The sequence below is a fragment of the Enterobacter cloacae complex sp. CARB60 genome, from assembly GCF_036487345.1.
In the GTDB taxonomy this organism is placed as follows: Bacteria; Pseudomonadota; Gammaproteobacteria; order Enterobacterales; family Enterobacteriaceae; genus Enterobacter; species Enterobacter asburiae_D.
Map to the genome: position 1 here is coordinate 2,161,370 of NZ_JAZKLC010000002.1, position 18,656 is coordinate 2,180,025.

Annotated in this window: 19 protein-coding genes; 11 read left to right on the plus strand and 8 right to left on the minus strand. The window is 55.6% G+C overall.

Going from position 1 to position 18,656, the window contains the following annotated elements; genetic code table 11:
* Nucleotides 1-30 precede the first annotated feature (30 nt).
* The 3 genes from V4835_RS11310 to V4835_RS11320 all read left to right on the plus strand — a co-directional run bounded on the left by V4835_RS11310 (nt 31) and on the right by V4835_RS11320 (nt 2,110).
* Nucleotides 31-648 carry a glutathione S-transferase family protein gene (locus V4835_RS11310; protein WP_331412199.1) on the plus strand — a complete coding sequence of 206 codons (618 nt, stop codon included), beginning with the start codon at nt 31-33 and terminating at the stop codon, nt 646-648.
* A 37-nt stretch (nt 649-685) separates the two neighbouring features.
* On the plus strand, nt 686-916 hold the full coding sequence (gene pptA, locus V4835_RS11315; protein WP_063142672.1) for a tautomerase PptA: 231 nt from the start codon (nt 686-688) through the stop codon (nt 914-916).
* A 192-nt stretch (nt 917-1,108) separates the two neighbouring features.
* On the plus strand, nt 1,109-2,110 hold the full coding sequence (locus V4835_RS11320) for a Kdo(2)-lipid IV(A) acyltransferase (RefSeq protein WP_331412200.1): 1,002 nt from the start codon (nt 1,109-1,111) through the stop codon (nt 2,108-2,110).
* Between the two features lie 45 nt (nt 2,111-2,155).
* On the opposite strand, the gene V4835_RS11325 is transcribed toward V4835_RS11320, so the two are convergent.
* The gene (locus tag V4835_RS11325) at nt 2,156-3,841 is read right to left on the minus strand and encodes an NAD-dependent malic enzyme (RefSeq protein WP_331412201.1); all 1,686 of its coding nucleotides are present in this window, start codon (nt 3,839-3,841) and stop codon (nt 2,156-2,158) included.
* Between the two features lie 32 nt (nt 3,842-3,873).
* The gene (locus tag V4835_RS11330) at nt 3,874-4,821 is read right to left on the minus strand and encodes an AEC family transporter (protein WP_331412202.1); all 948 of its coding nucleotides are present in this window, start codon (nt 4,819-4,821) and stop codon (nt 3,874-3,876) included.
* Between the two features lie 349 nt (nt 4,822-5,170).
* Between V4835_RS11330 and V4835_RS11335 the strand changes: the two genes are divergently transcribed.
* On the plus strand, nt 5,171-6,502 hold the full coding sequence (locus V4835_RS11335) for a 2-hydroxycarboxylate transporter family protein (RefSeq protein ID WP_331412203.1): 1,332 nt from the start codon (nt 5,171-5,173) through the stop codon (nt 6,500-6,502).
* Nucleotides 6,503-6,623: 121 nt separating this feature from the next.
* Entirely contained in the window at nt 6,624-7,265 is a 642-nt protein-coding gene (locus V4835_RS11340) for a DNA-binding protein (protein WP_331412204.1), read from the plus strand.
* Here the strand turns inward: V4835_RS11340 and V4835_RS11345 are convergent.
* Nucleotides 7,258-7,557: an ArsR/SmtB family transcription factor gene (locus tag V4835_RS11345; protein ID WP_063142676.1), complete on the minus strand. Its 300-nt coding sequence runs from the start codon at nt 7,555-7,557 to the stop codon at nt 7,258-7,260. The two genes, V4835_RS11340 and V4835_RS11345, sit on opposite strands and share 8 nt — an antisense overlap.
* 160 nt (nt 7,558-7,717) lie before the next feature.
* Here V4835_RS11345 and fusA point away from each other — a divergent pair, with 160 nt between their 5' ends.
* Complete coding sequence (gene fusA, locus V4835_RS11350) at nt 7,718-9,817, plus strand: elongation factor G (protein WP_331412205.1); 2,100 nt, start codon at nt 7,718-7,720, stop codon at nt 9,815-9,817.
* A gap of 83 nt (nt 9,818-9,900) precedes the next feature.
* Here fusA and V4835_RS11355 read toward each other — a convergent pair whose 3' ends face one another.
* Entirely contained in the window at nt 9,901-10,326 is a 426-nt protein-coding gene (locus tag V4835_RS11355) for a DUF3828 domain-containing protein (protein WP_331412206.1), read from the minus strand.
* Here V4835_RS11355 and V4835_RS11360 point away from each other — a divergent pair.
* Nucleotides 10,317-10,469: a hypothetical protein gene (locus V4835_RS11360; RefSeq protein ID WP_331412207.1), complete on the plus strand. Its 153-nt coding sequence runs from the start codon at nt 10,317-10,319 to the stop codon at nt 10,467-10,469. The genes V4835_RS11355 and V4835_RS11360 overlap by 10 nt on opposite strands.
* A 56-nt stretch (nt 10,470-10,525) precedes the next feature.
* On the opposite strand, the gene V4835_RS11365 is transcribed toward V4835_RS11360, so the two are convergent.
* Nucleotides 10,526-11,098 (minus strand): flavin reductase family protein, encoded by a 573-nt coding sequence (locus V4835_RS11365; RefSeq protein ID WP_063142679.1) that lies wholly within the window; start codon nt 11,096-11,098, stop codon nt 10,526-10,528.
* A 108-nt stretch (nt 11,099-11,206) separates the two neighbouring features.
* Here V4835_RS11365 and nhoA point away from each other — a divergent pair, with 108 nt between their 5' ends.
* The gene (gene nhoA / locus V4835_RS11370) at nt 11,207-12,052 is read left to right on the plus strand and encodes an N-hydroxyarylamine O-acetyltransferase (RefSeq protein WP_331412208.1); all 846 of its coding nucleotides are present in this window, start codon (nt 11,207-11,209) and stop codon (nt 12,050-12,052) included.
* Between the two features lie 95 nt (nt 12,053-12,147).
* The gene (locus V4835_RS11375; RefSeq protein ID WP_301509398.1) at nt 12,148-12,597 is read left to right on the plus strand and encodes a hypothetical protein; all 450 of its coding nucleotides are present in this window, start codon (nt 12,148-12,150) and stop codon (nt 12,595-12,597) included.
* Between the two features lie 163 nt (nt 12,598-12,760).
* On the opposite strand, the gene V4835_RS11380 is transcribed toward V4835_RS11375, so the two are convergent.
* Nucleotides 12,761-13,336 (minus strand): TetR family transcriptional regulator, encoded by a 576-nt coding sequence (locus V4835_RS11380; RefSeq protein ID WP_331412209.1) that lies wholly within the window; start codon nt 13,334-13,336, stop codon nt 12,761-12,763.
* A 115-nt stretch (nt 13,337-13,451) separates the two neighbouring features.
* Between V4835_RS11380 and V4835_RS11385 the strand changes: the two genes are divergently transcribed.
* Together V4835_RS11385 and V4835_RS11390 are read left to right on the plus strand one after the other, a co-directional pair.
* On the plus strand, nt 13,452-14,939 hold the full coding sequence (locus tag V4835_RS11385) for an MFS transporter (protein WP_331412210.1): 1,488 nt from the start codon (nt 13,452-13,454) through the stop codon (nt 14,937-14,939).
* A 77-nt stretch (nt 14,940-15,016) separates the two neighbouring features.
* Nucleotides 15,017-16,900, plus strand: coding sequence for a potassium transporter Kup (locus V4835_RS11390; protein ID WP_331412211.1), 1,884 nt, complete (start codon nt 15,017-15,019; stop codon nt 16,898-16,900).
* A gap of 37 nt (nt 16,901-16,937) precedes the next feature.
* Here V4835_RS11390 and V4835_RS11395 read toward each other — a convergent pair whose 3' ends face one another.
* Together V4835_RS11395 and V4835_RS11400 are read right to left on the minus strand one after the other, a co-directional pair.
* Nucleotides 16,938-18,164, minus strand: coding sequence for a Zn-dependent hydrolase (locus tag V4835_RS11395; RefSeq protein ID WP_331412212.1), 1,227 nt, complete (start codon nt 18,162-18,164; stop codon nt 16,938-16,940).
* Nucleotides 18,161-18,643 carry an L-2-amino-thiazoline-4-carboxylic acid hydrolase gene (locus V4835_RS11400; protein WP_032656897.1) on the minus strand — a complete coding sequence of 161 codons (483 nt, stop codon included), beginning with the start codon at nt 18,641-18,643 and terminating at the stop codon, nt 18,161-18,163. Before V4835_RS11400 ends, V4835_RS11395 begins: the two co-directional genes overlap by 4 nt.
* Nucleotides 18,644-18,656: the final 13 nt, after the last annotated feature.

The window sequence follows — 18,656 nt, forward strand, 5'->3', positions numbered from 1 at the left end:
ACTTAGGGTTTTCATCCCGCAGGGGGCAACATGATTAAACTTTATGGCGTACCCGGCTGGGGCTCGGCAATCGGTGAAGTGATGCTAATCCTGGCTGATATCCCTTATCAATTTATCAACGTGGACGGGTTTGACCAGCCCGGCCCGCAGCGTGAGCTGCTGCAAAAGCTCAACCCGCTGTGTCAGGTACCCACGCTGGCGCTGGAAAATGGCGCCATCATGACCGAAACGGCGGCAATTGCCCTGATGGTGCTCGACAGGTGTCCCGATCTCGCTCCGCCCGTGGGGCAGGCCGAACGCCAGCAGTTTCAGCGTCTGCTGATCTGGTTTGTGGCCAACGTCTATCCCACGTTTACGTATGCGGACTATCCCGATCGCTGGGTGCCGGATGCGCCGGAACAGCTGCAAAAAAACTGCATCGAATACCGGAAGTCCCTCTATTTGTGGTTCGAAACTCAGCTCAAGGCCGCCCCGTTTGCGTTGGGTGAACGGCTGACGCTGCTGGACGTGTATATCGCGGTGGCGCGCACCTGGGGGCCACGCCATGGCTGGTTTGCGACCAATACGCCGAAACTGACGGCCATCGCGGACACCGTATGTCAGCTGCCGGAACTGCACAAGGTGTTAAAGGCCAACGGTATTATCTGATAACGTGGAGCCACGACTCACAACTGGAAGCCTGCATATGCCACACGTAGATATCAAATGTTTTCCCCGCGATTTGAACGACGAACAAAAAACCGCACTGGCCGAGGATATTGCTGAAGTCATTATTCGCCATTTCAACAGCAAAGACGGCTCGGTGTCCGTTGCGTTGAATCAGGTGGATCCTGAGGACTGGAAAGCGCAGGTCTGGGATACCGAAATAGGACCGAAGCTGGACGAGTTAATTAAAAAGCCAGGCTATTCAATGTAAGCGCAATTGCCGGGGGGAGTTCTCCTTCCCGGTTTTTCCCCGCCTCATCTTCCTGCTTTTCGCAAAAATGGATAAAAATGCGTTTTGTCTTATCCGTTACACTTTACGTTTCTGACTGACAGCTCATCAATCCTTAGGAAAGATCTCCAACCGAATCAGTTAAGGACAGACACGTTAAAGGATAATTTTCTCATGACAAAATTACCCCGTTTTTCACTCGCCTTTCTTCATCCCCGTTACTGGCTAAGCTGGGCCGGCATTGCCGCGCTGTGGCTCATCATGCTGCTCCCTTATCCGCTTCTGTTCAGCATCGGTCATGGTCTTGGTCGACTGGCGATGCGCCTGCTTCCGCGCCGCGTCGAGATTGCCCGTCGCAACCTTGAGCTCTGTTTTCCGGAGATGAAAAAGGATGAACGCGAGTCATTGCTGCAGCGTAATTTTGAATCGGTAGGAATGGGGGTGATCGAAACCGGAATGGCATGGTTCTGGCCTGAATGGCGGGTGCGGAAATGCTTTACCGTGACGGGTTATGAACACATGGAAAAGGCCAGGGCGCAAGGAAAGGGCGTGGTGCTGGTGGGGATGCATTTTCTGACGCTTGAGCTGGGCGCGCGGATATTTGGCATGCTTAACCCCGGTATTGGGGTGTATCGTCCCAACAATAATGCGCTGCTGGACTGGCTTCAGACGCGCGGACGCCTGCGCTCAAATAAAACCATGCTCGATCGTCATGATTTAAAGGGCATGATTCGCTCGCTGAAGCAGAATGAGATTTTGTGGTACGCCCCGGACCATGACTATGGCAAAACCAATAGCGTCTTTGTGCCGTTTTTTGCGGTTCCGGATGCCGCCACGACCGCTGGGAGCTATATGCTGGTCAAAAGCGCTAAGCCTGCCGTCATTCCCTTTGTGCCGCGCCGCAGGGTGGACGGCACCGGCTACGAACTGATTATTCTGGAGGATATCAGCGAGGCGCTGCAGGGGGGAGATAAAGAATCTGTTGCGACGCAGATGAACAGGGCAATTGAGCAGGCGGTACGGATGGCGCCAGAACAGTATATGTGGCTGCACCGGCGCTTCAAAACGCGTCCTGAAGGTCAGCCTGACCGGTATGCCCGCCGCAGGAGCGTGGCGCCGCGGGCTGATATCCTGTCCGCCGCGGATCTTTCAGACCGATCGGGCGTCCAGCACTAAGGCAGCAATCCTGCCCTCACCGTGCAGTGAGGGCAGGCGCGAGTCTTACAGCGCAGACCTGCGGTACGGCGCATAGTCCGCCTGCCACCAGGTCTTCTCGATACGCGCCATCAACGTCTCATCATCTATCGCCGGAGCCATGCCCTGTGCAATCGCGGCCCGGGCGACGGCGACGGCAATCTGGCGTGAGACCGTTTCAATCTGATCTACCGGCGGCAGCAGTCCGCCTTTTTCCGTGGTGACCAGCGGAGACTGCGCGGCCAGGCTGCGGCTTGCTGCCATCAGCATCTCTTCCGTTACCCGACGCGCGTTGCAGGCCAGTACGCCCAGCCCCAGGCCCGGGAAAATATAGGCGTTGTTACACTGGGCGATCTCGTAGTGTTCATTCTCCCAGAATACCGGGGCGAACGGGCTGCCGGTAGCCACCAGCGCGGCACCCTGGGTCCAGGCGATAAGGTCCTGCGGCTGGGCTTCCGCCCGTGAGGTCGGGTTCGAGAGCGGCATGATGATTGGGCGCGGACAGTGGCGATGCATCTCTTTGACAATCTCTTCGCTGAACAGCCCCGGCTGGCCTGAAACGCCGATCATCACCGTAGGATGCGCATTCTTCACCACGTCCAGCAGGGAAATATTTTGCGAGTCTACCTGCCAGCTGCAAACGGCGTCGCGCGCGGTAAGCAGGTTTTTCTGGAAATCGAGCAGGTTGGTCATGTCGTCGGTCAGCAGGCCGAAGCGGTCGACCATAAAGATCCGGCTGCGCGCTTCCGGCTCGGTCAGGCCGTCATCCACCATCAGCGCCACAATTTTTTCAGCTATCCCGCATCCGGCAGAACCGCTGCCCAGGAAGACCACGCGCTGGTCGCGAATGCGCGTGCCCGCCGCATGCGCCGCCGCCATCAGCGTTCCGGCGGTGACGGCTGCCGTGCCCTGGATATCATCATTGAAGCAGCACAGCTGGTCGCGGTAGCGCTGGAGCAGCCTGGTGGCGTTTTTCTGCGCAAAGTCTTCAAATTGCAGGAGAACATTGGGCCAGCGCGCTTTAACGGTGCTGACAAACATATCCATAAACTCAGCATACTGATCGTCGCTGATGCGCGGATGACGCCAGCCCATGTACATCGGGTCGTCGAGGTGCTGCTGATTATTGGTGCCGACATCCAGCATAATCGGGAGGGTAGAGGCCGGATGGATCCCGCCGCAGGCGGTATACAGCGACAGCTTGCCAATTGGGATGCCCATTCCGCCGATACCCTGATCGCCAAGCCCTAAAATACGTTCCCCGTCCGTCACCACAATCACACGAACGTCGTTGCGCGAAAAGCTTTGCAGCATCTCATCAATACGATGGCGGTTAGGCCACGAAATAAACAGGCCGCGCGCGCGTCGATAAATCGTCGAGAAATGCTCGCAGGCTTCACCGACCGTCGGGGTATAGATAATCGGTAACGTCTCTTTCAGATGCGAACGCAAGAGGTTATAAAAGAGCGTTTCATTGGTGTCCTGGATATTTCGCAGGTAAACATGACGCGAAATATCGCTTTTAAAATGACAGAACTGCACCCAGGCGCGCTCGGTTTGTTCTTCAATAGTTTCAACGTTGTGCGGCAATAATCCATGCAGATTAAAATTGTCACGCTCTTCTTTAATAAATGCGAGCCCTTTATTGAGTAACGGATTTTCCAGCAATACGGCCCCGTTATAGGGGGTGTACAGAACTTCTTTCCTGGACATGGTTAACTCCTGAATTTTTTAAATAAAACAGATTAAGAGATGAAATAGATCATAATGCCTTCGGTCACGACCCCGACGGCAGTGCCAATTAATATGGAGGAGGATGCGGTATCAATATAGGTATCGCTGCGTAAGGCAAACATCCCCGCGGCAATAGCGGAAGGCGTTGCGCCAATAATGACGACCTGCTGCAATAAGGTATGGCTCAGGCCAAAGGCGAGCCCGGCGGCGGCCATGATTGCCGGCTGAATCAGGTTTTTAATACTGATATTGGTAAAGGTCTGCACGTTCAGCTTTGGACGTTCACCGTAAAACAGCAGGCCGAGGGCAAACAGGGACAGTCCGCCTGAAACCTTGCCCACCATCTCAATAGGCATGCTGAGAATAGAAGGGATTTGCACACCGGCCAGACTGAGCAAGACGCCGGAGACCGGGATCCAGACGATAGGATTGCGTGCCGCTTTGATGAGGTTTTGCACGATCATCGCGCCCGGGTGCAGCGCCTCCAGGCCATCATGGCCGTTTTTATCACCCATACGAATCAGGACGATAGTCAGAGGGATCATGATAACGCTGGTAATAATGTTGCCGATGAGCACACCGATAAATCCTTCCGGCCCAATCAAAACCGCCAGGACCGGCGCGCCAAAGTAGGCCATATCAGGAAAGGCGCAAACCAGAGACTGAATAGCGCTGGTTTTGATATCGTGGCGAAAAACGTAGCGTGAAATAAATAGCGTCAGTAAATACGACCCCATTAAACCGACAACCAAAACGGCCATAAAGGTCAGGTTCTTAATTTTATTGGGGTCGGTATGCAATGCACCAATAAAAAGATGGAAAGGAAGGGCGAAACGAATCACCACGGTTGCCATGACGTTTGCATCTTCACGCCGGGAATATCCCAGCTTTCCACTTAGCCATCCAAGTAACATTATAAAGACGAGCGGAAACAGTGACTGTAATAGTAATGAAGGCATAGTATTTCCTGTAGGGTATTTTATGTGTTTTATTGCAGCGCTAATCTAGCGCTTAGATAGCAGGGCAGGAGTGACAAGGGTCACACTCTTTCTGGTTTTATTAATTTCAAAAAGATTGCATTAACCGGCATGAATACTTTAGTTACTTAATGATGAATTAAGTTATTTAAAGAGGAAGGGTAGTATTGTTCACATTTCTCTCCGATACCTCATGTTAATTTCACCCTGAGCCTGTTTTTAGAAAAGGCCATCTACGTCATTATTTATATTTAAGAACATTTTTTCGTATCAGGAATAGCTTCAGTTATTCCTTTCTCTGCATATCCGAACACAATTTTCAGGTGATTATATGAAAGATAATCCTGTACCGACTTCTGAGCTGCCTACCTCGCGTTTTGCCTTTGGGCTCAACAATACCGAGGTGGGCACGGTCCCGCTGATGCTGTTCGTCGGGATTGCCGCCATTGTAGCGACGTCCGCCTGGGCAGGGCTGCTGCCGAAAAATATGATAGGTGGTCTCGCGGTCATCATGACCCTCGGTTTCGCGTTTGCCAAAGTGGGGCGTCAAATCCCGGTGCTGAAGGATATCGGCGGCCCGGCGATCCTGTGCCTGATGGTGCCCTCGGTGCTGGTCTATTTTGGCGTATTCGGGAAACATACCCTTGATACCGTGCATCTGCTGATGAAAGAGGCGAATCTGCTCTATTTCGTCATCGCCTGCCTGGTGGTCGGCAGTATTCTGGGGATGAACCGGGTGCTGCTGATCCAGGGGATGATGCGCATGTTTGTTCCGCTGGTGGCGGGAACCTGCATGGCCGTGCTGAGTGGCCTTATTGTAGGCTCACTGTTTGGTTATACGCCTTACCACACCTTCTTCTTCATCATTGTGCCCATCATTGGCGGCGGGATTGGCGAGGGGATTTTGCCGCTTTCCCTGGCCTATTCGGCAATACTGGGGCAGACGCCGGACGTCTACGTTGCGCAGCTGGCACCCGCTGCGGTCGTCGGGAATATCTTCGCCATTATTTGTGCGGGCTCGCTGGCGCGACTCGGCGCGAAACGTCCTGCGCTTTCGGGAAATGGTATGCTCACGCGGAGTAAAGACGACGCCAGCCTGTTTGCCGGGGCGCAAAGCACGCAGCAGACGGATTTTCATCTGATGGGGGGCGGATTACTGATGGTGTGCGCGTTTTTCATCGTCGGAGGATTGTTTGAAAAACTGGTCCACATTCCCGGCCCGGTGCTGATGATCCTGATTGCCGTTCTGTGTAAATACTTCAGGGCGATCCCGGCCTCGATGGAGCAGGGCGCGCACAGCTGCTATAAATTCGTCTCGGCTGCGCTGGTCTGGCCGCTGATGATCGGCCTCGGGATGTTATACGTACCGCTTGAGAGCGTGGTGTCGGTCTTCTCGGTGGGATACGTGGTGGTATGCGGTTCGGTCGTGATTGCGATGGCGCTGAGCGGCTACTTTATCGCGTCGCGTCTGAATATGTATCCTGTGGAAGCGGCCATTGTGACCTGCTGCCACAGCGGGCTGGGCGGAACGGGGGACGTGGCCATATTGTCCGCGTCTAACCGGATGTCGCTCATGCCGTTCGCGCAGATCGCCACCCGCATCGGCGGCGCGTCGACGGTGATTTTCGCCACCCTGCTGATGGGCTGGATTATGGCGCACTGATCCGAAACGTCAGGATACTGAATCGCAACGACATTTTCAGGATGTCGCTGCGGTTCAGTCCTTTATAAATATCACCGTACTGTATAGAATTACCGCATCCACAGCGACGGGATACCACACGATGACCGGAAGAGTTGATTATCAGATTGAAAAATATCTCCTTACCGAAGCCGCCGAGCCGGAACGCCTGACGCGCCAGTGGGCGGAGGTGATGGAGGAGTGTCGTGAGCAAAAGTCCGGTGCAGAGGAGCGGCTGCGCCTCGCGTTGCTTAATGTGGATTACGTCACCAGCTTCGAGCTGCCCTTCAGGCTGCTTCTTACCCGTGCGCCCCAGCTGATAGACGCTGTCAGAAAAGAGCTTCAGCTCAGTCAGAAAAATGTTCTGTTTAACGGCAAGCGCTTTGGCTGCGTCTATAGCCTTAAAAGGGATCTCGACGGAATACCTGACGAGTTTACCTATCAGCTGAAAACGCGGATCCAGCGCAGTGATGCGACGGGATGTAATGAATTACCTTACAGGCAAATTGCCCAGCAGGTTAAAGCCCCCCGCGAACGCCTCAAGCTGGCGCTGGAAAATGGGTTAGCGGTAACGGCACTCGACGGGCTTTTCTGGTTTGGCATTCAGCGCATCGCGGTGGATGTGCAAAGATTACGCAAAACAGGGATGAGGATAGTGACGTCCGACGCCGAGGTATTTGATACGCTCACCAAAACAACCCGGCGGATCCCAGTCTATCGCCTGCAAGGGACTGAAATTATTTAACCTGCAACAGTATCGCCATCAGCCCTGGAAAACGGGCATCCAGATCCTCTCGTCGCAACGAAATCATGTTTTCTCGTCCCTGCGGACGCTGCCAGATCACGCCGCTGTCGCGCAGTACGCGCCAGTGGTGGGTCATCGTTGACTTCACCACGTCTTCCGGGCGCAGCGCGTTACAGCTGAGTTCGCTGCCGTCGGCCAGCCGGCGAATGATCGACAGCCGGAGCGGGTTGCCGAGGGCAAACAGCACATTTTCCAGCAGTATTTGTTCAGTTTCAGGGTGGTTTGGGATCATCGTTTTCCTGCGTTTGGCGTCAGATTGAGCTATATCAACAATAGGTCAACCGTTAAAAAATAGTTCGATAATACTCGTACAATAAGACTATTATAGCAAACGAACGAATGCACGACCATCCTGGTCGTCACAGACAAGTCATATGACTTAAGGAAATATCATGCCCCGACCCATCCCTCTCGAACGTTATCGCAACATCGGTATCTCCGCGCATATCGATGCCGGTAAAACCACCACCACCGAGCGCATCCTGTTTTATACCGGGATGAGCCACAAGCTGGGTGAAGTACACGATGGCGCGGCAACCACTGACTGGATGGCGCAGGAGCAAGAGCGCGGGATCACGATTACCTCCGCGGCGGTCAGCTGCTTCTGGCCGGGTATGGACAGAGGATATGAGCCGCACCGGATCAACATCATCGACACCCCGGGACACGTGGATTTCACCATCGAGGTGGAGCGTTCCATGCGCGTACTCGACGGTGCCGTGATGGTGTATGACTCCGTGGGCGGCGTGCAGCCGCAGTCGGAAACCGTATGGCGTCAGGCCAATAAATATCACGTTCCGCGACTGGCCTTCGTCAACAAAATGGACCGTCCGGGCGCTGATTTCTTCCGCGTCGTGCGGATGATGCAGGAACGCCTGAAGGCCAATCCGGTGCCGATTGTCATCCCGGTGGGTGCCGAAGATCATTTCACCGGCGTGGTGGATCTCATCAAGATGCGCACCATTCTGTGGGACGATGCGACGCAGGGCATGGTATTTACCTATGCGCCCGTGCCGGATGATTTAGTCAGTACCGCCCGGGAATGGCGGGAGAAAATGGTCTCTGCGGCAGCGGAAGCCAGCGACGATCTGATGGATAAATACCTTGAGACGGGCGATCTCGACGAAGCAGAAATCATCAGGGGGCTGCGTATTCGCACCATCTCGGGCGAAATCCAGCCGATGCTGTGCGGCAGCGCGTTCAAGAATAAAGGCGTTCAGCGCATGCTTGATGCGGTGATTGAGCTGATGCCGTCGCCGCTGGACGTGCCCGCTATTGATGGCGTGGATGAAAAAGGGCAGCACGCGGAGCGTCATCCAAGCGATGATGAGCCGTTCTCGGCCCTGGCGTTCAAGCTGATGAGCGACCCGTACGTCGGTCAACTGACCTTTATCCGCGTGTACTCTGGCGTGCTGCGCAAAGGCGACGCGGTGTACAACCCGGTGAAAGGGAAGAAAGAGCGTATCGGGCGTATCGTGCTGATGCATGCCAACGATCGCCACGAGGTGGACGAACTGCGCGCCGGGGATATCGCGGCCTGCGTGGGGCTGAAAGATGTAACCACCGGCGACACGCTTACCGATCCGAATGCCGTCATCACGCTTGAACGCATGGAGTTCCCGGATCCGGTTATCTCGCTGGCGATCGAGCCGAAAACCAAGGCCGATCAGGAGAAAATGGGGATCGCGCTGCAGCGTCTGGCGGCGGAAGATCCGTCATTCCGCCTGCATACTGACGAAGAGTCCGGCCAGACCATTATCTCCGGGATGGGTGAGCTACACCTCGAGATTATCGTTGACCGCATGAAGCGTGAGTTTGGCGTCGAGGCGAACATTGGTCGTCCGCAGGTGACCTACCGTGAAACCCTGCGTAAAGCGGTGAAGGATATCGAAGGCAAATTTGTCCGTCAGTCCGGCGGTAAAGGGCAGTACGGCCATGTGGTGCTGAGCCTGGAGCCTCTGGAGCCTGGAAGTGGTTTTAAATTTGAAGATGCCACCAAGGGCGGCGTGGTGCCGCGCGAGTATATCCCGTCCGTTGAGAAAGGGCTGCGGGAAGCGATGAACAGCGGCGTGCTGGCGGGCTACCCGGTAGTCGATGTCAAGGCGACGCTGACGTTTGGCTCGTATCACGACGTCGACTCCTCGGAGATGGCGTTCCGCATGGCGGCGATCCTCGGCTTCAAAGAGGGGGCCCGCAGGGCGGATCCGGTGATTCTCGAGCCGATCATGCACGTAGAGGTGGAAACACCGGAAGAGTACGCCGGTAACATTATGGGCGATCTCTCTTCCCGCCGCGGCATGGTGCAGGGGATGGCAGAGCAGTACGGAAGCCAGATTATTCGTGCTGACGTGCCGCTGTCAGAGATGTTTGGTTATGCCACGACATTGCGCTCGATGTCCCAGGGGCGCGCGACGTATACGATGGAGTTCCATCATTTTGCGGAAGCACCGCGGAATGTTGCGGATGAGATTATTTCACGGCGTGCGAAGTAGTTAATGAATTGCACACGGTAGCCGCTGGGCTATCGTGTGCTTTTTCCTCTGCAACAGAGGGCGTTTCCTTTCATATCACGTTTTTACTTTATCAGCGTGGCCGAGCGAACTTTCCATACGCCTTTTTCCTGAACGAGACAATCTGCTACAACGTGATCTTGTTTCTTCCCAAACGCGATATAGACGTTTGTGCAAACGGCATCAAAATCAGAGTGTAAGACGGTTATCTGATCCCAGTCTTCATCCCAATCCTGCGATTTGATGAACATATCCGCATCTGGCATGTCTTTTTCGTTACTGTCGCCAGAGTACATTTCTTTAATTGCTGCAATGGTCCCTGAGGCTACGTACTCGTTCATGATGTCGGGATTAAGTACTGGCGGTTTGTCCTGACTCAGCTGAGCGATATACCATTGATTGAATTTAAGCGCCGCCTGGCCCGGTGAAGAGATGCTATCTGCGACCGCGAACGGAGACAGGGCAAAAAGAAAAAAGCAGAGTGTTTTCATTAGTCATGCCTGAACAGTTCGTAATGGGCCTGTATGTTTCGGTAAGCCTGTCCGGGATACAACGTGCGTTGTACAAAATCGCTTATCCACTGCTGACCATCGTAGATGCAAACGTGGCCGCTATCGTGACCCACAATAAATAGTAAACACAAAATTCCATAGGAATTTACTATAATTCAGTAGGATATGATTAAGTAACTCAATCCAGCGCCTTCACCATCTTCCCACTCGCCACAAACGTCCCGGCTCCAAGATGATGCAGGGTATTAAGCTTATCCTCGTCAAACTGCCAGCGTCCGGCGATAAACGCGCGCTCATCGGCTGCCGCTGAAACCACTTCACCAAACAGCGTATCGTATTTTTCAGCAGCGGAGGTGACGGGTAATAACCGACACTCCATCCATGCCAGACATTTTTCTTCTATCACCGGCAGGCCAAGTTCAGGACCGTTCACGACCGGGATCCCGTAGCAGTTGAATTTGTCTTCATCGCGCCCGCTGACGCTACCGACCGCGTATGTCCAGTTGGCCGCCGCCACGCCGGGGATGACGATGCCAAATTTCCCACTGCGTTCAATCAGCTCACGCGACCAGGTACTTTTATCCACGACGATCGCGATGCGCGGCGGTTCAAACTCAACGGGCATTGACCATGCGGCGGCCATCACGTTGCGTCTGTCGAGGCTTTCATCCCGACTGGTAATAAGCACAGTTGGGCCGTGGTTCAGAAGACGGCTGGCATGACGTAATTCAACAGGGCGAAAGTGGCTCATAGGATCTCCTCATCTACACCGATGAGTATGACGAAAAAGCACGGAAATCAAAGTGTGTGCGTAAAATTAGTTTATAAACAGAACATCACAATCAAAGGAAACTGATGCATGTCCCCATTCCTGACCGCCTATTTCGACCGCATCGGCTGGACGCAACCGACACGGGTGGATATTGATACCCTGCGCGCGCTGCATTTACATCACAACTGTGCGATCCCTTTTGAGAATATTGATGTCGTTCTGCCGCGCGAAATCCAGCTTGACGATCGGTGCCTGGTCGACAAGCTGGTCACCGCACGTCGCGGAGGGTACTGCTTTGAGCAAAACGGTCTGTTCGAACGCGTATTGCGCGAGGTCGGTTTTACGGTGCGTAGCGTGCTGGGACGCGTGGTATTAGCGAGTCCGCCGCAAATGCCGCCGCGCACGCATCGCCTGCTATTGGTCGAGCTTAACGGTGAGCGCTGGATTGCCGATGTCGGGTTTGGCGGCCAGACGCTGACGGCGCCGATTCGTCTGCTCGCCAGTGAAGAACAAGAGACACCGCACGGGCTGTATCGTCTGCTGAGCGAGGGTAATGACTGGGTGCTGCAGTTCCGTCACCACGAGCACTGGCAGTCGATGTATCAGTTTGACCTGACAACGCAGTATTTCAGTGATTACGTGATGGGGAATTTCTGGTCGGCGCACTGGCCGCAGTCGCATTTTCGTCATCATCTGTTGATGTGTCGACATCTGCCTGACGGCGGCAAGCTGACGTTAACTAACTTCAGCTTTACCCACTGGCAGAATGGCCATGTGGAGGAGCAGATCCACCTGCCAGATGCAAAGGCGCTTTACCAGCTGATGCAGTCGCGGTTTGGTCTTGGAGTTGACGATCCTAAGCACGGCTTTACACTGTCAGAATTGACGGCGGTGATGGCAGGGTTTGATACGCATCCGCAGGCAGGAAAATAGCCCGGTGGCGGCTACGCCTTACCGGGCCTACAAGGGCTCGTACGTAGGTCGGGTAAGGCGTAGCCGCCACCCGACAATATCAAAGGCATACTGATATGGAAATCTTGATTCGGAATAAATTCAGTTCAGTGGGAATGTTGCTCGGCGTTATTGCGCTGCTTCTCTCATTAGCTCAGTTCACCCTCGGTCCGTTTTCTTCAAAGTCGACAGCGCTTGAAGTTGTTGTGGCTGAAAAGGTTTCGGCGGTAAAAAAAGGAATAATGGCTGGTATAAAAGGAGAGCAGCCGACCGTTGAGAAGAAAAAGGAACCGGTAGATATTGACCGGTTACTGATCGCTAGCGGAATAATGTTATCTGTCATGGCGTTGGGACTTGCTTTCATTAGTGGCCTGCGTAAAGAGAACAAATGGACCGTGAGTGGGGCACTCTTTTTTTCCGGGGCCACGATCGCTTTTCATGCGGCGTTACTGGCTTTTGGTCTTATCGCTGCGGTTTTGCTCCTGATGTTAGTTGTTTCAATCATAAGCGGAAGCACTCCGTTCTGACCTTATAGCCCGGTGGCGGCTACGCCTTACCGGGCCTACAGGGTTCTAACGTAGGTCGGGTAAGGCGAAGCCGCCACCCGACACAGTCAGCCACGCTGCCTGGCTTGAGGCAGTGCTCGCACTAATTGTAAATTTTGTACAGAATAATATTCCGTTTGGAGTATTAAAATAATTCGAGGGAAATAAGCTTATCGAGATGCTTATTAAACGCGGCTTCGTCCATTTCGGGCATGTTTAAGATATACATCCCGTCAAGACCGCACACCAGACCAATCAAGCGCCAGGCAATATTTTCCGCCCGATCGCCCGGCTTCAATTCTCCGGCCTCCGTTCCCGCTTTGATAAGCGCCACCGTTTCATGGTGCCACATCTCCATGGTCATCACATAGGCACCCTTGATGTCGGCATCACGGCTGGCAAGGATCTGCGCTTCGCGCCAGAGGCGAATATAGGGCTCAAACCTTCCGTCATCGCTGCCGAGCATGGCATGAAGCTGCTCCCGCCATCCGGCCTGTTTACCCGCGACATCCGCGTCCAGCAGCTCGCGAATCAACCGTACGAACGCCAGCGATTTTAGCTCCCCGCCGGACGTAAAGTGATGATGCACCTGGCCGGTGGCGACCCTGGCCTCGGCGGCAATACGGCGTACCGTCATGGCCGCCAGTCCTTCTGCCAGCGCCACGCGCATGGCGGCCTGTAAGATGGCTTCCCGCCGTTCATCCTTGCTCAGATATCGCATGTTTACTTACTCTCAATGGTAATGAAACGAGTGTAACAAAAAGCTGGACACTCGTTCAACTTTACGTAGGATCGCATCCTGGACATGTGTCCATGTTTTAAAGAAAAGGAAATTTATGTTTCGTCAGTGGTTAGCGTTAGTGATTATCGTGCTGGTGTATATTCCGGTGGCGATCGACGCGACGGTGCTGCATGTGGCGGCGCCGACATTGAGCATGACGCTGGGCGCCAGCGGCAATGAATTGCTGTGGATCATCGATATTTACTCGCTGGTGATGGCGGGAATGGTGCTGCCGATGGGCGCCCTGGGTGACCGCATTGGTTTTAAACGACTGCTCATGATTGGCAGCGCGCTGTTTGGCCTGTCGTCGCTGGCGGCAGCCTTTGCCCCGTCAGCAGGTTGGCTGATTGCAGCGCGCGCCTCGCTGGCAATTGGTGCGGCGATGATCATTCCAGCTACGCTGGCCGGGATCCGCACGCTGTTTATCGACGCGCGGGATCGTAATATTGCGCTCGGCGTCTGGGCCGCGGTGGGTTCCGGCGGGGCGGCGTTTGGCCCGCTGATTGGCGGTATGCTGCTTGAGCATTTTTACTGGGGCTCGGTGTTCTTGATCAACGTGCCGATCGTGCTGGTGGTGGTTTCGCTGGCCGCGCGTTTTGTGCCTCCTCAGCAGGGCCGCCCGGAGCAGCCGCTGAATATTAGCCATGCCATTATGCTGATTGTGGCGATTTTGCTGCTGGTTTACAGCGCCAAAACCGCGCTTAAAGGCGTCCTGTCACCGTGGGTAGTCGCCTCCGCGCTGGTGACCGGCTCGGTGCTGCTGTTTATCTTCGTGCGTATTCAGCTCCGCGCTCGCGTACCGATGATCGACATGCGTCTCTTCTGCCATCGCATCATCTTGAGCGGCGTGGTGATGGCGATGACCGCCATGATTGCCCTGGTCGGTTTTGAGCTGCTGATGGCCCAGGAGCTGCAGTTTGTTCATGGCTTTACGCCGTTTGAAGCGGGAATGTTCATGCTGCCGGTGATGGTCGCCAGCGGGTTCAGTGGTCCGATCGCGGGTGTGCTGGTCGGGCGTTTGGGGCTACGCATCGTCGCCGCCGGCGGTATGGGGCTCAGCGCCGTCAGCTTTATCGGCCTGTCGATGCTCGACTTCAGCACGCAGCAGTGGCAGGCGTGGGGGCTGATGGTGCTGCTCGGCTTCAGTGCCGCCAGCGCGCTGCTGGCCTCGACCTCGGCAATTATGGCGGCCGCGCCGAAAGAGAAAGCCGCCGCCGCAGGGGCCATTGAAACCATGTCCTATGAACTGGGCGCCGGGCTGGGGATCGCCATCTTTGGTCTGCTGTTGACCCGCAGCTTCTCGGCGTCAATTGACCTGCCGCAAGGGCTGAATGCCTCGCTCGTCGATAAAGCCTCGTCATCCATTGGTGAGGCGATGAAGGTGGCGCAGGATCTGACCCCGACGCTGGCGGAGTCGGTGATTGAGGCGGCGAAAAGCGCGTTTATCACCTCGCACAGCGTGGCGCTGGGCAGCGCGGGCGGAATGCTGCTGCTGTTGGCCGTAGGGATTTGGTTTAGCCTGGCGAAGGTCAAGCCGCAGTAATACAGGGCGAGCGGTTGGCGCGGGCGGGGCAGATGGGCTATGTTTTTTATAGGATTATCTGACTCTTGCTGGAAAATATGAGCCCTCGCCACAGCAGTGAACCGTCCCAACCGCTCTCCCGGTTAACCCTGCTTGCAGGGGGGGCGCTGGGCGTCGTTTTTGGTGATATCGGCACCAGCCCGCTTTATACCTTCCGGACGGTGCTTTCGCTCTCTGAGCATGATCCAACGCCCGGCGTCATACTGGGCCTGCTCTCGCTGATTACCTGGACACTCATCCTGGTGACATCCATAAAATATGCCGCCTTCGCCATGCGAATTGATAATCATGGCGAGGGGGGCATCATGGCCTTGATGTCGCTTCTGGTGGAGAAAGGCAAAGGCGGGCGCTGGGTGATTTTTGCCGCCCTGATTGGCGCAGCGCTGATTTACGGTGACGGCGCGATAACCCCGGCAATCTCCGTGCTTTCTGCCCTTGAAGGGCTGGAGATGGTGATCCCTGAGTCCCAGCCGTACATATTACCCCTGACGGTGGCGGTGTTGCTGGGGCTGTTTCTTATCCAGCCTTTTGGTACCGCCCGCATAGGGAAAATATTTGGCCCGGTGATGGCGCTGTGGTTTTTGGCGATTGCTGCGCTGGGCGTGCGGGGGATCGTTCAACACCCCTCGGTACTGCTGGCCCTCAACCCTGCGTACGGCATCGCGTTTTTGTTTTCGAACGGGTACACCAGTTTCCTGGTCCTGGGCGGCGTTTTTCTCTGCGTGACGGGTGCCGAGGCCCTGTATGCAGACATGGGGCATTTTGGTAAAAAGCCGATCTGGCTTGCCTGGTACGGTATCGTCTTTCCTTCGCTGCTGCTCAACTATGCTGGCCAGTCAGCGCTGATTCTGGCCGGTGCCGACAGCAAGCAAAACCTTTTCTACACGCTCTGTCCGCCTGTGCTTCAGGTCCCGCTCATCATTCTTGCCGCACTGGCGACAATCATCGCCAGTCAGGCGATTATTACCGGCGCGTTTTCCATGACGCGCCAGGCCATTCAGCTTGGCTGGCTACCCCGATTACGCATCAAACAGACGGCGGCAGAAAGCTACGGTCAGATTTATATCGGGATCATAAACTGGCTGCTGATGGTGGTGACCATCGGGCTGGTGGTGTTCTTTAAATCCTCCGATAAGCTTGCCGCCGCGTACGGCATCGCCGTGTCGTTAACCATGCTGATGACCACGGGGCTGTTGTTTGTGGCGATGCGGGAAGTGTGGCGCTGGAGCCTGGCCCGCAGTGTGGTTATTGCCCTCTGTTTCCTGGTGATTGATGCCACCTTCTTGTTTGCCAACCTGATTAAGGTCCTGGAAGGCGGTTATATTCCGCTGCTGATGGCCGCAGCGATTTGTACGGTGATGCTGATCTGGCACCGCGGCGTTAAGGCGGTATCCGCATCGGTGGGCGAGAAGGGCGTCAGCGTGGATGCGTTCTTTGCCCAGCTTCAGCAAAAGACGGTGCCCAGGGTGGCGGGATCCGCCGTCTTTTTGACCCGTACGCAGAACAATATCCCGCCGGTCATGCGCTGGCATGTCGCGCGAAACCGGGCGCTACAGCAAGATGTGTTGTCGCTTACCATTGATATTCTGAATGTGCCCTATGTGGGGGAAGAACAACGTATCAGGGTAGAGCAGCGCGCGCCGGGCTACTGGCACGGCGTGGCGCAGTATGGCTTTATGGAACACCCGGACATCCCGCATTTGCTGCAGGGCGTCAGCGAGATTAACGCGCTTTTTGCCACGGATGACGCAACCTGGTATGTCGGGCATGAAACCATTGTGGCAGGCGAGGGTGAGGCAGGTATGGCGGCCTGGCAACGGCACATATTTGCTTTTATGAAGCGCAACTGCACGCACGTCATCAACCATTATCACCTTCCGAGCGATCGGGTTGTCGAAATCAGCCGACGCGTTGCCGTGTAGATTCTGGCGAAAGCAGAGGTCCTCTGCTTTCCCCGTTCTATCTCTCAAGGGCCGCAGACAGGACGCTATGCAATAATACATTTGCCCCTTTCTCCGCCCACTCTGGCAGGATCCTTTCCGCTTCGTTATGGCTGATGCCTTTCACGCAGGGGATAAAGATCATGCTGGCGGGCGCAATTTTGCTGACATAGCAGGCGTCGTGTCCCGCACCGGAAACCATCGGTTTCGACGAATAGCCCAGTTCCGCTACGGCCTTCTCCGTACGAGCCAGGCATTCGGCATCAAACGCGATAGGCGCGTAGTCAAAAATGCGTTCAACGGCAGCCGCGACGCCGCGCAGTTTCAGGCTTTCAGCCACCTTATGCAGCGCCGCTTCCATGGCTTCCAGCGCCTGCTGCGCCGGATGGCGAAACTCAACGCTGCATTCCACGCGAGACGGCACGACGTTGCGCGAGTTTGGCGTAACCTTCGCCATACCGATCGTCGCGCGTCCGTCCGGCGCATGCCGATAGCCAATCTCTTCCACCTTCAGCGCCAGCTCGGCAAAGGCGGTCAGCGCGTCGCGGCGGCTGTGCATCGGCGTCGTGCCCGCATGGGCGGCGAATCCTTCCAGCGTCAGGGTAAACCAGCGCTGGCCCATTGCCGCGCGAACTAACCCGATATCCAGACCTTCATCTTCCAGGATCGGGCCCTGCTCGATGTGCAGTTCGTAGCAGGCGTGAACGGGAAACGCGCGGGCAGAGGCTTCACCCCGGTAGCCAATGCTCTCCAGCGCTTCGCCCACGGTAATGCCATCGTTATCCGCGCGGGTATGCGCGTACGCTTCGCTAAATTGCCCCGTCCAGACCCCTGAAGAGAGCATGGCTGGCGCAAAGCGCGCGCCTTCTTCGTTAGTCCAGTTCACCAGCACAACGTCACGCTCGGTCTCAACGTGACGATCGTTGAGGGTTCGCAGCAGCTCCAGCCCGGCCAGCACGCCGTAAACCCCGTCGTAGTTACCGCCCAGCGGCTGGGTATCCACATGTGAACCCGTCATGACCGGAGCAAGCTGCGGGTTTTTCCCCGGTCGACGAATAAACATATTGCCCATGCTGTCGACGTCGCAGGTGAAACCCGCGTCCAGCGCCCAGTCGCGCAGCAGGTTACGCGCAATACGATCTTCCTCGCTCAGTGCCAGACGGGTCACGCCACCGGCGGGCGTGCCGCCGATCTGCGCCATCATCTCAAGCGTTGACCACAGCCGTTCGGCGTTGATGCGGATCATGTCTTGTCCTTACTGCTGCGGTAGCGGAAATCACAGCACGAACCGCCCTGCATGATGGTGGTCGTGCGGGTCAGCTTCACGTCCGGCGCATAGCCAACGATGAATTTTTCATCGCGCGCGCAGGAGAGCAGGTGACCAATCTCGCCCAGGCCCATTTCGTGATACATCTCCGCGTAGCGACAGCGGGTCACGTTGTAGTTGTACTGCTGGTCGTCGGCGTCGATCACCTTCACGTCCAGGGCGTTATCTTTCTCCCACAGATACTGCAGGGCGATAAAACTCTTTACGTCCGCGCCGTTGGGTTCTTTGCTGGCAAACGCTTTGCCAGCGTCAATCGCGGCCTGCTCAATGGCCTCGCCAATGACCGCCTGGGCGCGGGTTTTCCCTATCTCGCGCACCAGGATTTCATAAATTGGCTTAATAATTTCTGCTTCAATTTTGCGGCGGGCGAGAATGCCCAGCTCGTTATTATCACTCATCACATTGCCTCGC

Bases quoted from the DNA above. Each gene is read 5' to 3' on its own strand.
- V4835_RS11310 (WP_331412199.1), top strand. From the start codon at position 31: ATGATTAAACTTTATGGCGTACCCGGCTGGGGCTCGGCAATCGGTGAA.
- pptA (WP_063142672.1), top strand. From the start codon at position 686: ATGCCACACGTAGATATCAAATGTTTTCCCCGCGATTTGAACGACGAA.
- V4835_RS11320 (WP_331412200.1), top strand. From the start codon at position 1,109: ATGACAAAATTACCCCGTTTTTCACTCGCCTTTCTTCATCCCCGTTAC.
- V4835_RS11325 (WP_331412201.1), bottom strand. From the start codon at position 3,841: ATGTCCAGGAAAGAAGTTCTGTACACCCCCTATAACGGGGCCGTATTG.
- V4835_RS11330 (WP_331412202.1), bottom strand. From the start codon at position 4,821: ATGCCTTCATTACTATTACAGTCACTGTTTCCGCTCGTCTTTATAATG.
- V4835_RS11335 (WP_331412203.1), top strand. From the start codon at position 5,171: ATGAAAGATAATCCTGTACCGACTTCTGAGCTGCCTACCTCGCGTTTT.
- V4835_RS11340 (WP_331412204.1), top strand. From the start codon at position 6,624: ATGACCGGAAGAGTTGATTATCAGATTGAAAAATATCTCCTTACCGAA.
- V4835_RS11345 (WP_063142676.1), bottom strand. From the start codon at position 7,557: ATGATCCCAAACCACCCTGAAACTGAACAAATACTGCTGGAAAATGTG.
- fusA (WP_331412205.1), top strand. From the start codon at position 7,718: ATGCCCCGACCCATCCCTCTCGAACGTTATCGCAACATCGGTATCTCC.
- V4835_RS11355 (WP_331412206.1), bottom strand. From the start codon at position 10,326: ATGAAAACACTCTGCTTTTTTCTTTTTGCCCTGTCTCCGTTCGCGGTC.
- V4835_RS11365 (WP_063142679.1), bottom strand. From the start codon at position 11,098: ATGAGCCACTTTCGCCCTGTTGAATTACGTCATGCCAGCCGTCTTCTG.
- nhoA (WP_331412208.1), top strand. From the start codon at position 11,207: ATGTCCCCATTCCTGACCGCCTATTTCGACCGCATCGGCTGGACGCAA.
- V4835_RS11375 (WP_301509398.1), top strand. From the start codon at position 12,148: ATGGAAATCTTGATTCGGAATAAATTCAGTTCAGTGGGAATGTTGCTC.
- V4835_RS11380 (WP_331412209.1), bottom strand. From the start codon at position 13,336: ATGCGATATCTGAGCAAGGATGAACGGCGGGAAGCCATCTTACAGGCC.
- V4835_RS11385 (WP_331412210.1), top strand. From the start codon at position 13,452: ATGTTTCGTCAGTGGTTAGCGTTAGTGATTATCGTGCTGGTGTATATT.
- V4835_RS11390 (WP_331412211.1), top strand. From the start codon at position 15,017: ATGAGCCCTCGCCACAGCAGTGAACCGTCCCAACCGCTCTCCCGGTTA.
- V4835_RS11395 (WP_331412212.1), bottom strand. From the start codon at position 18,164: ATGATCCGCATCAACGCCGAACGGCTGTGGTCAACGCTTGAGATGATG.
- V4835_RS11400 (WP_032656897.1), bottom strand. From the start codon at position 18,643: ATGAGTGATAATAACGAGCTGGGCATTCTCGCCCGCCGCAAAATTGAA.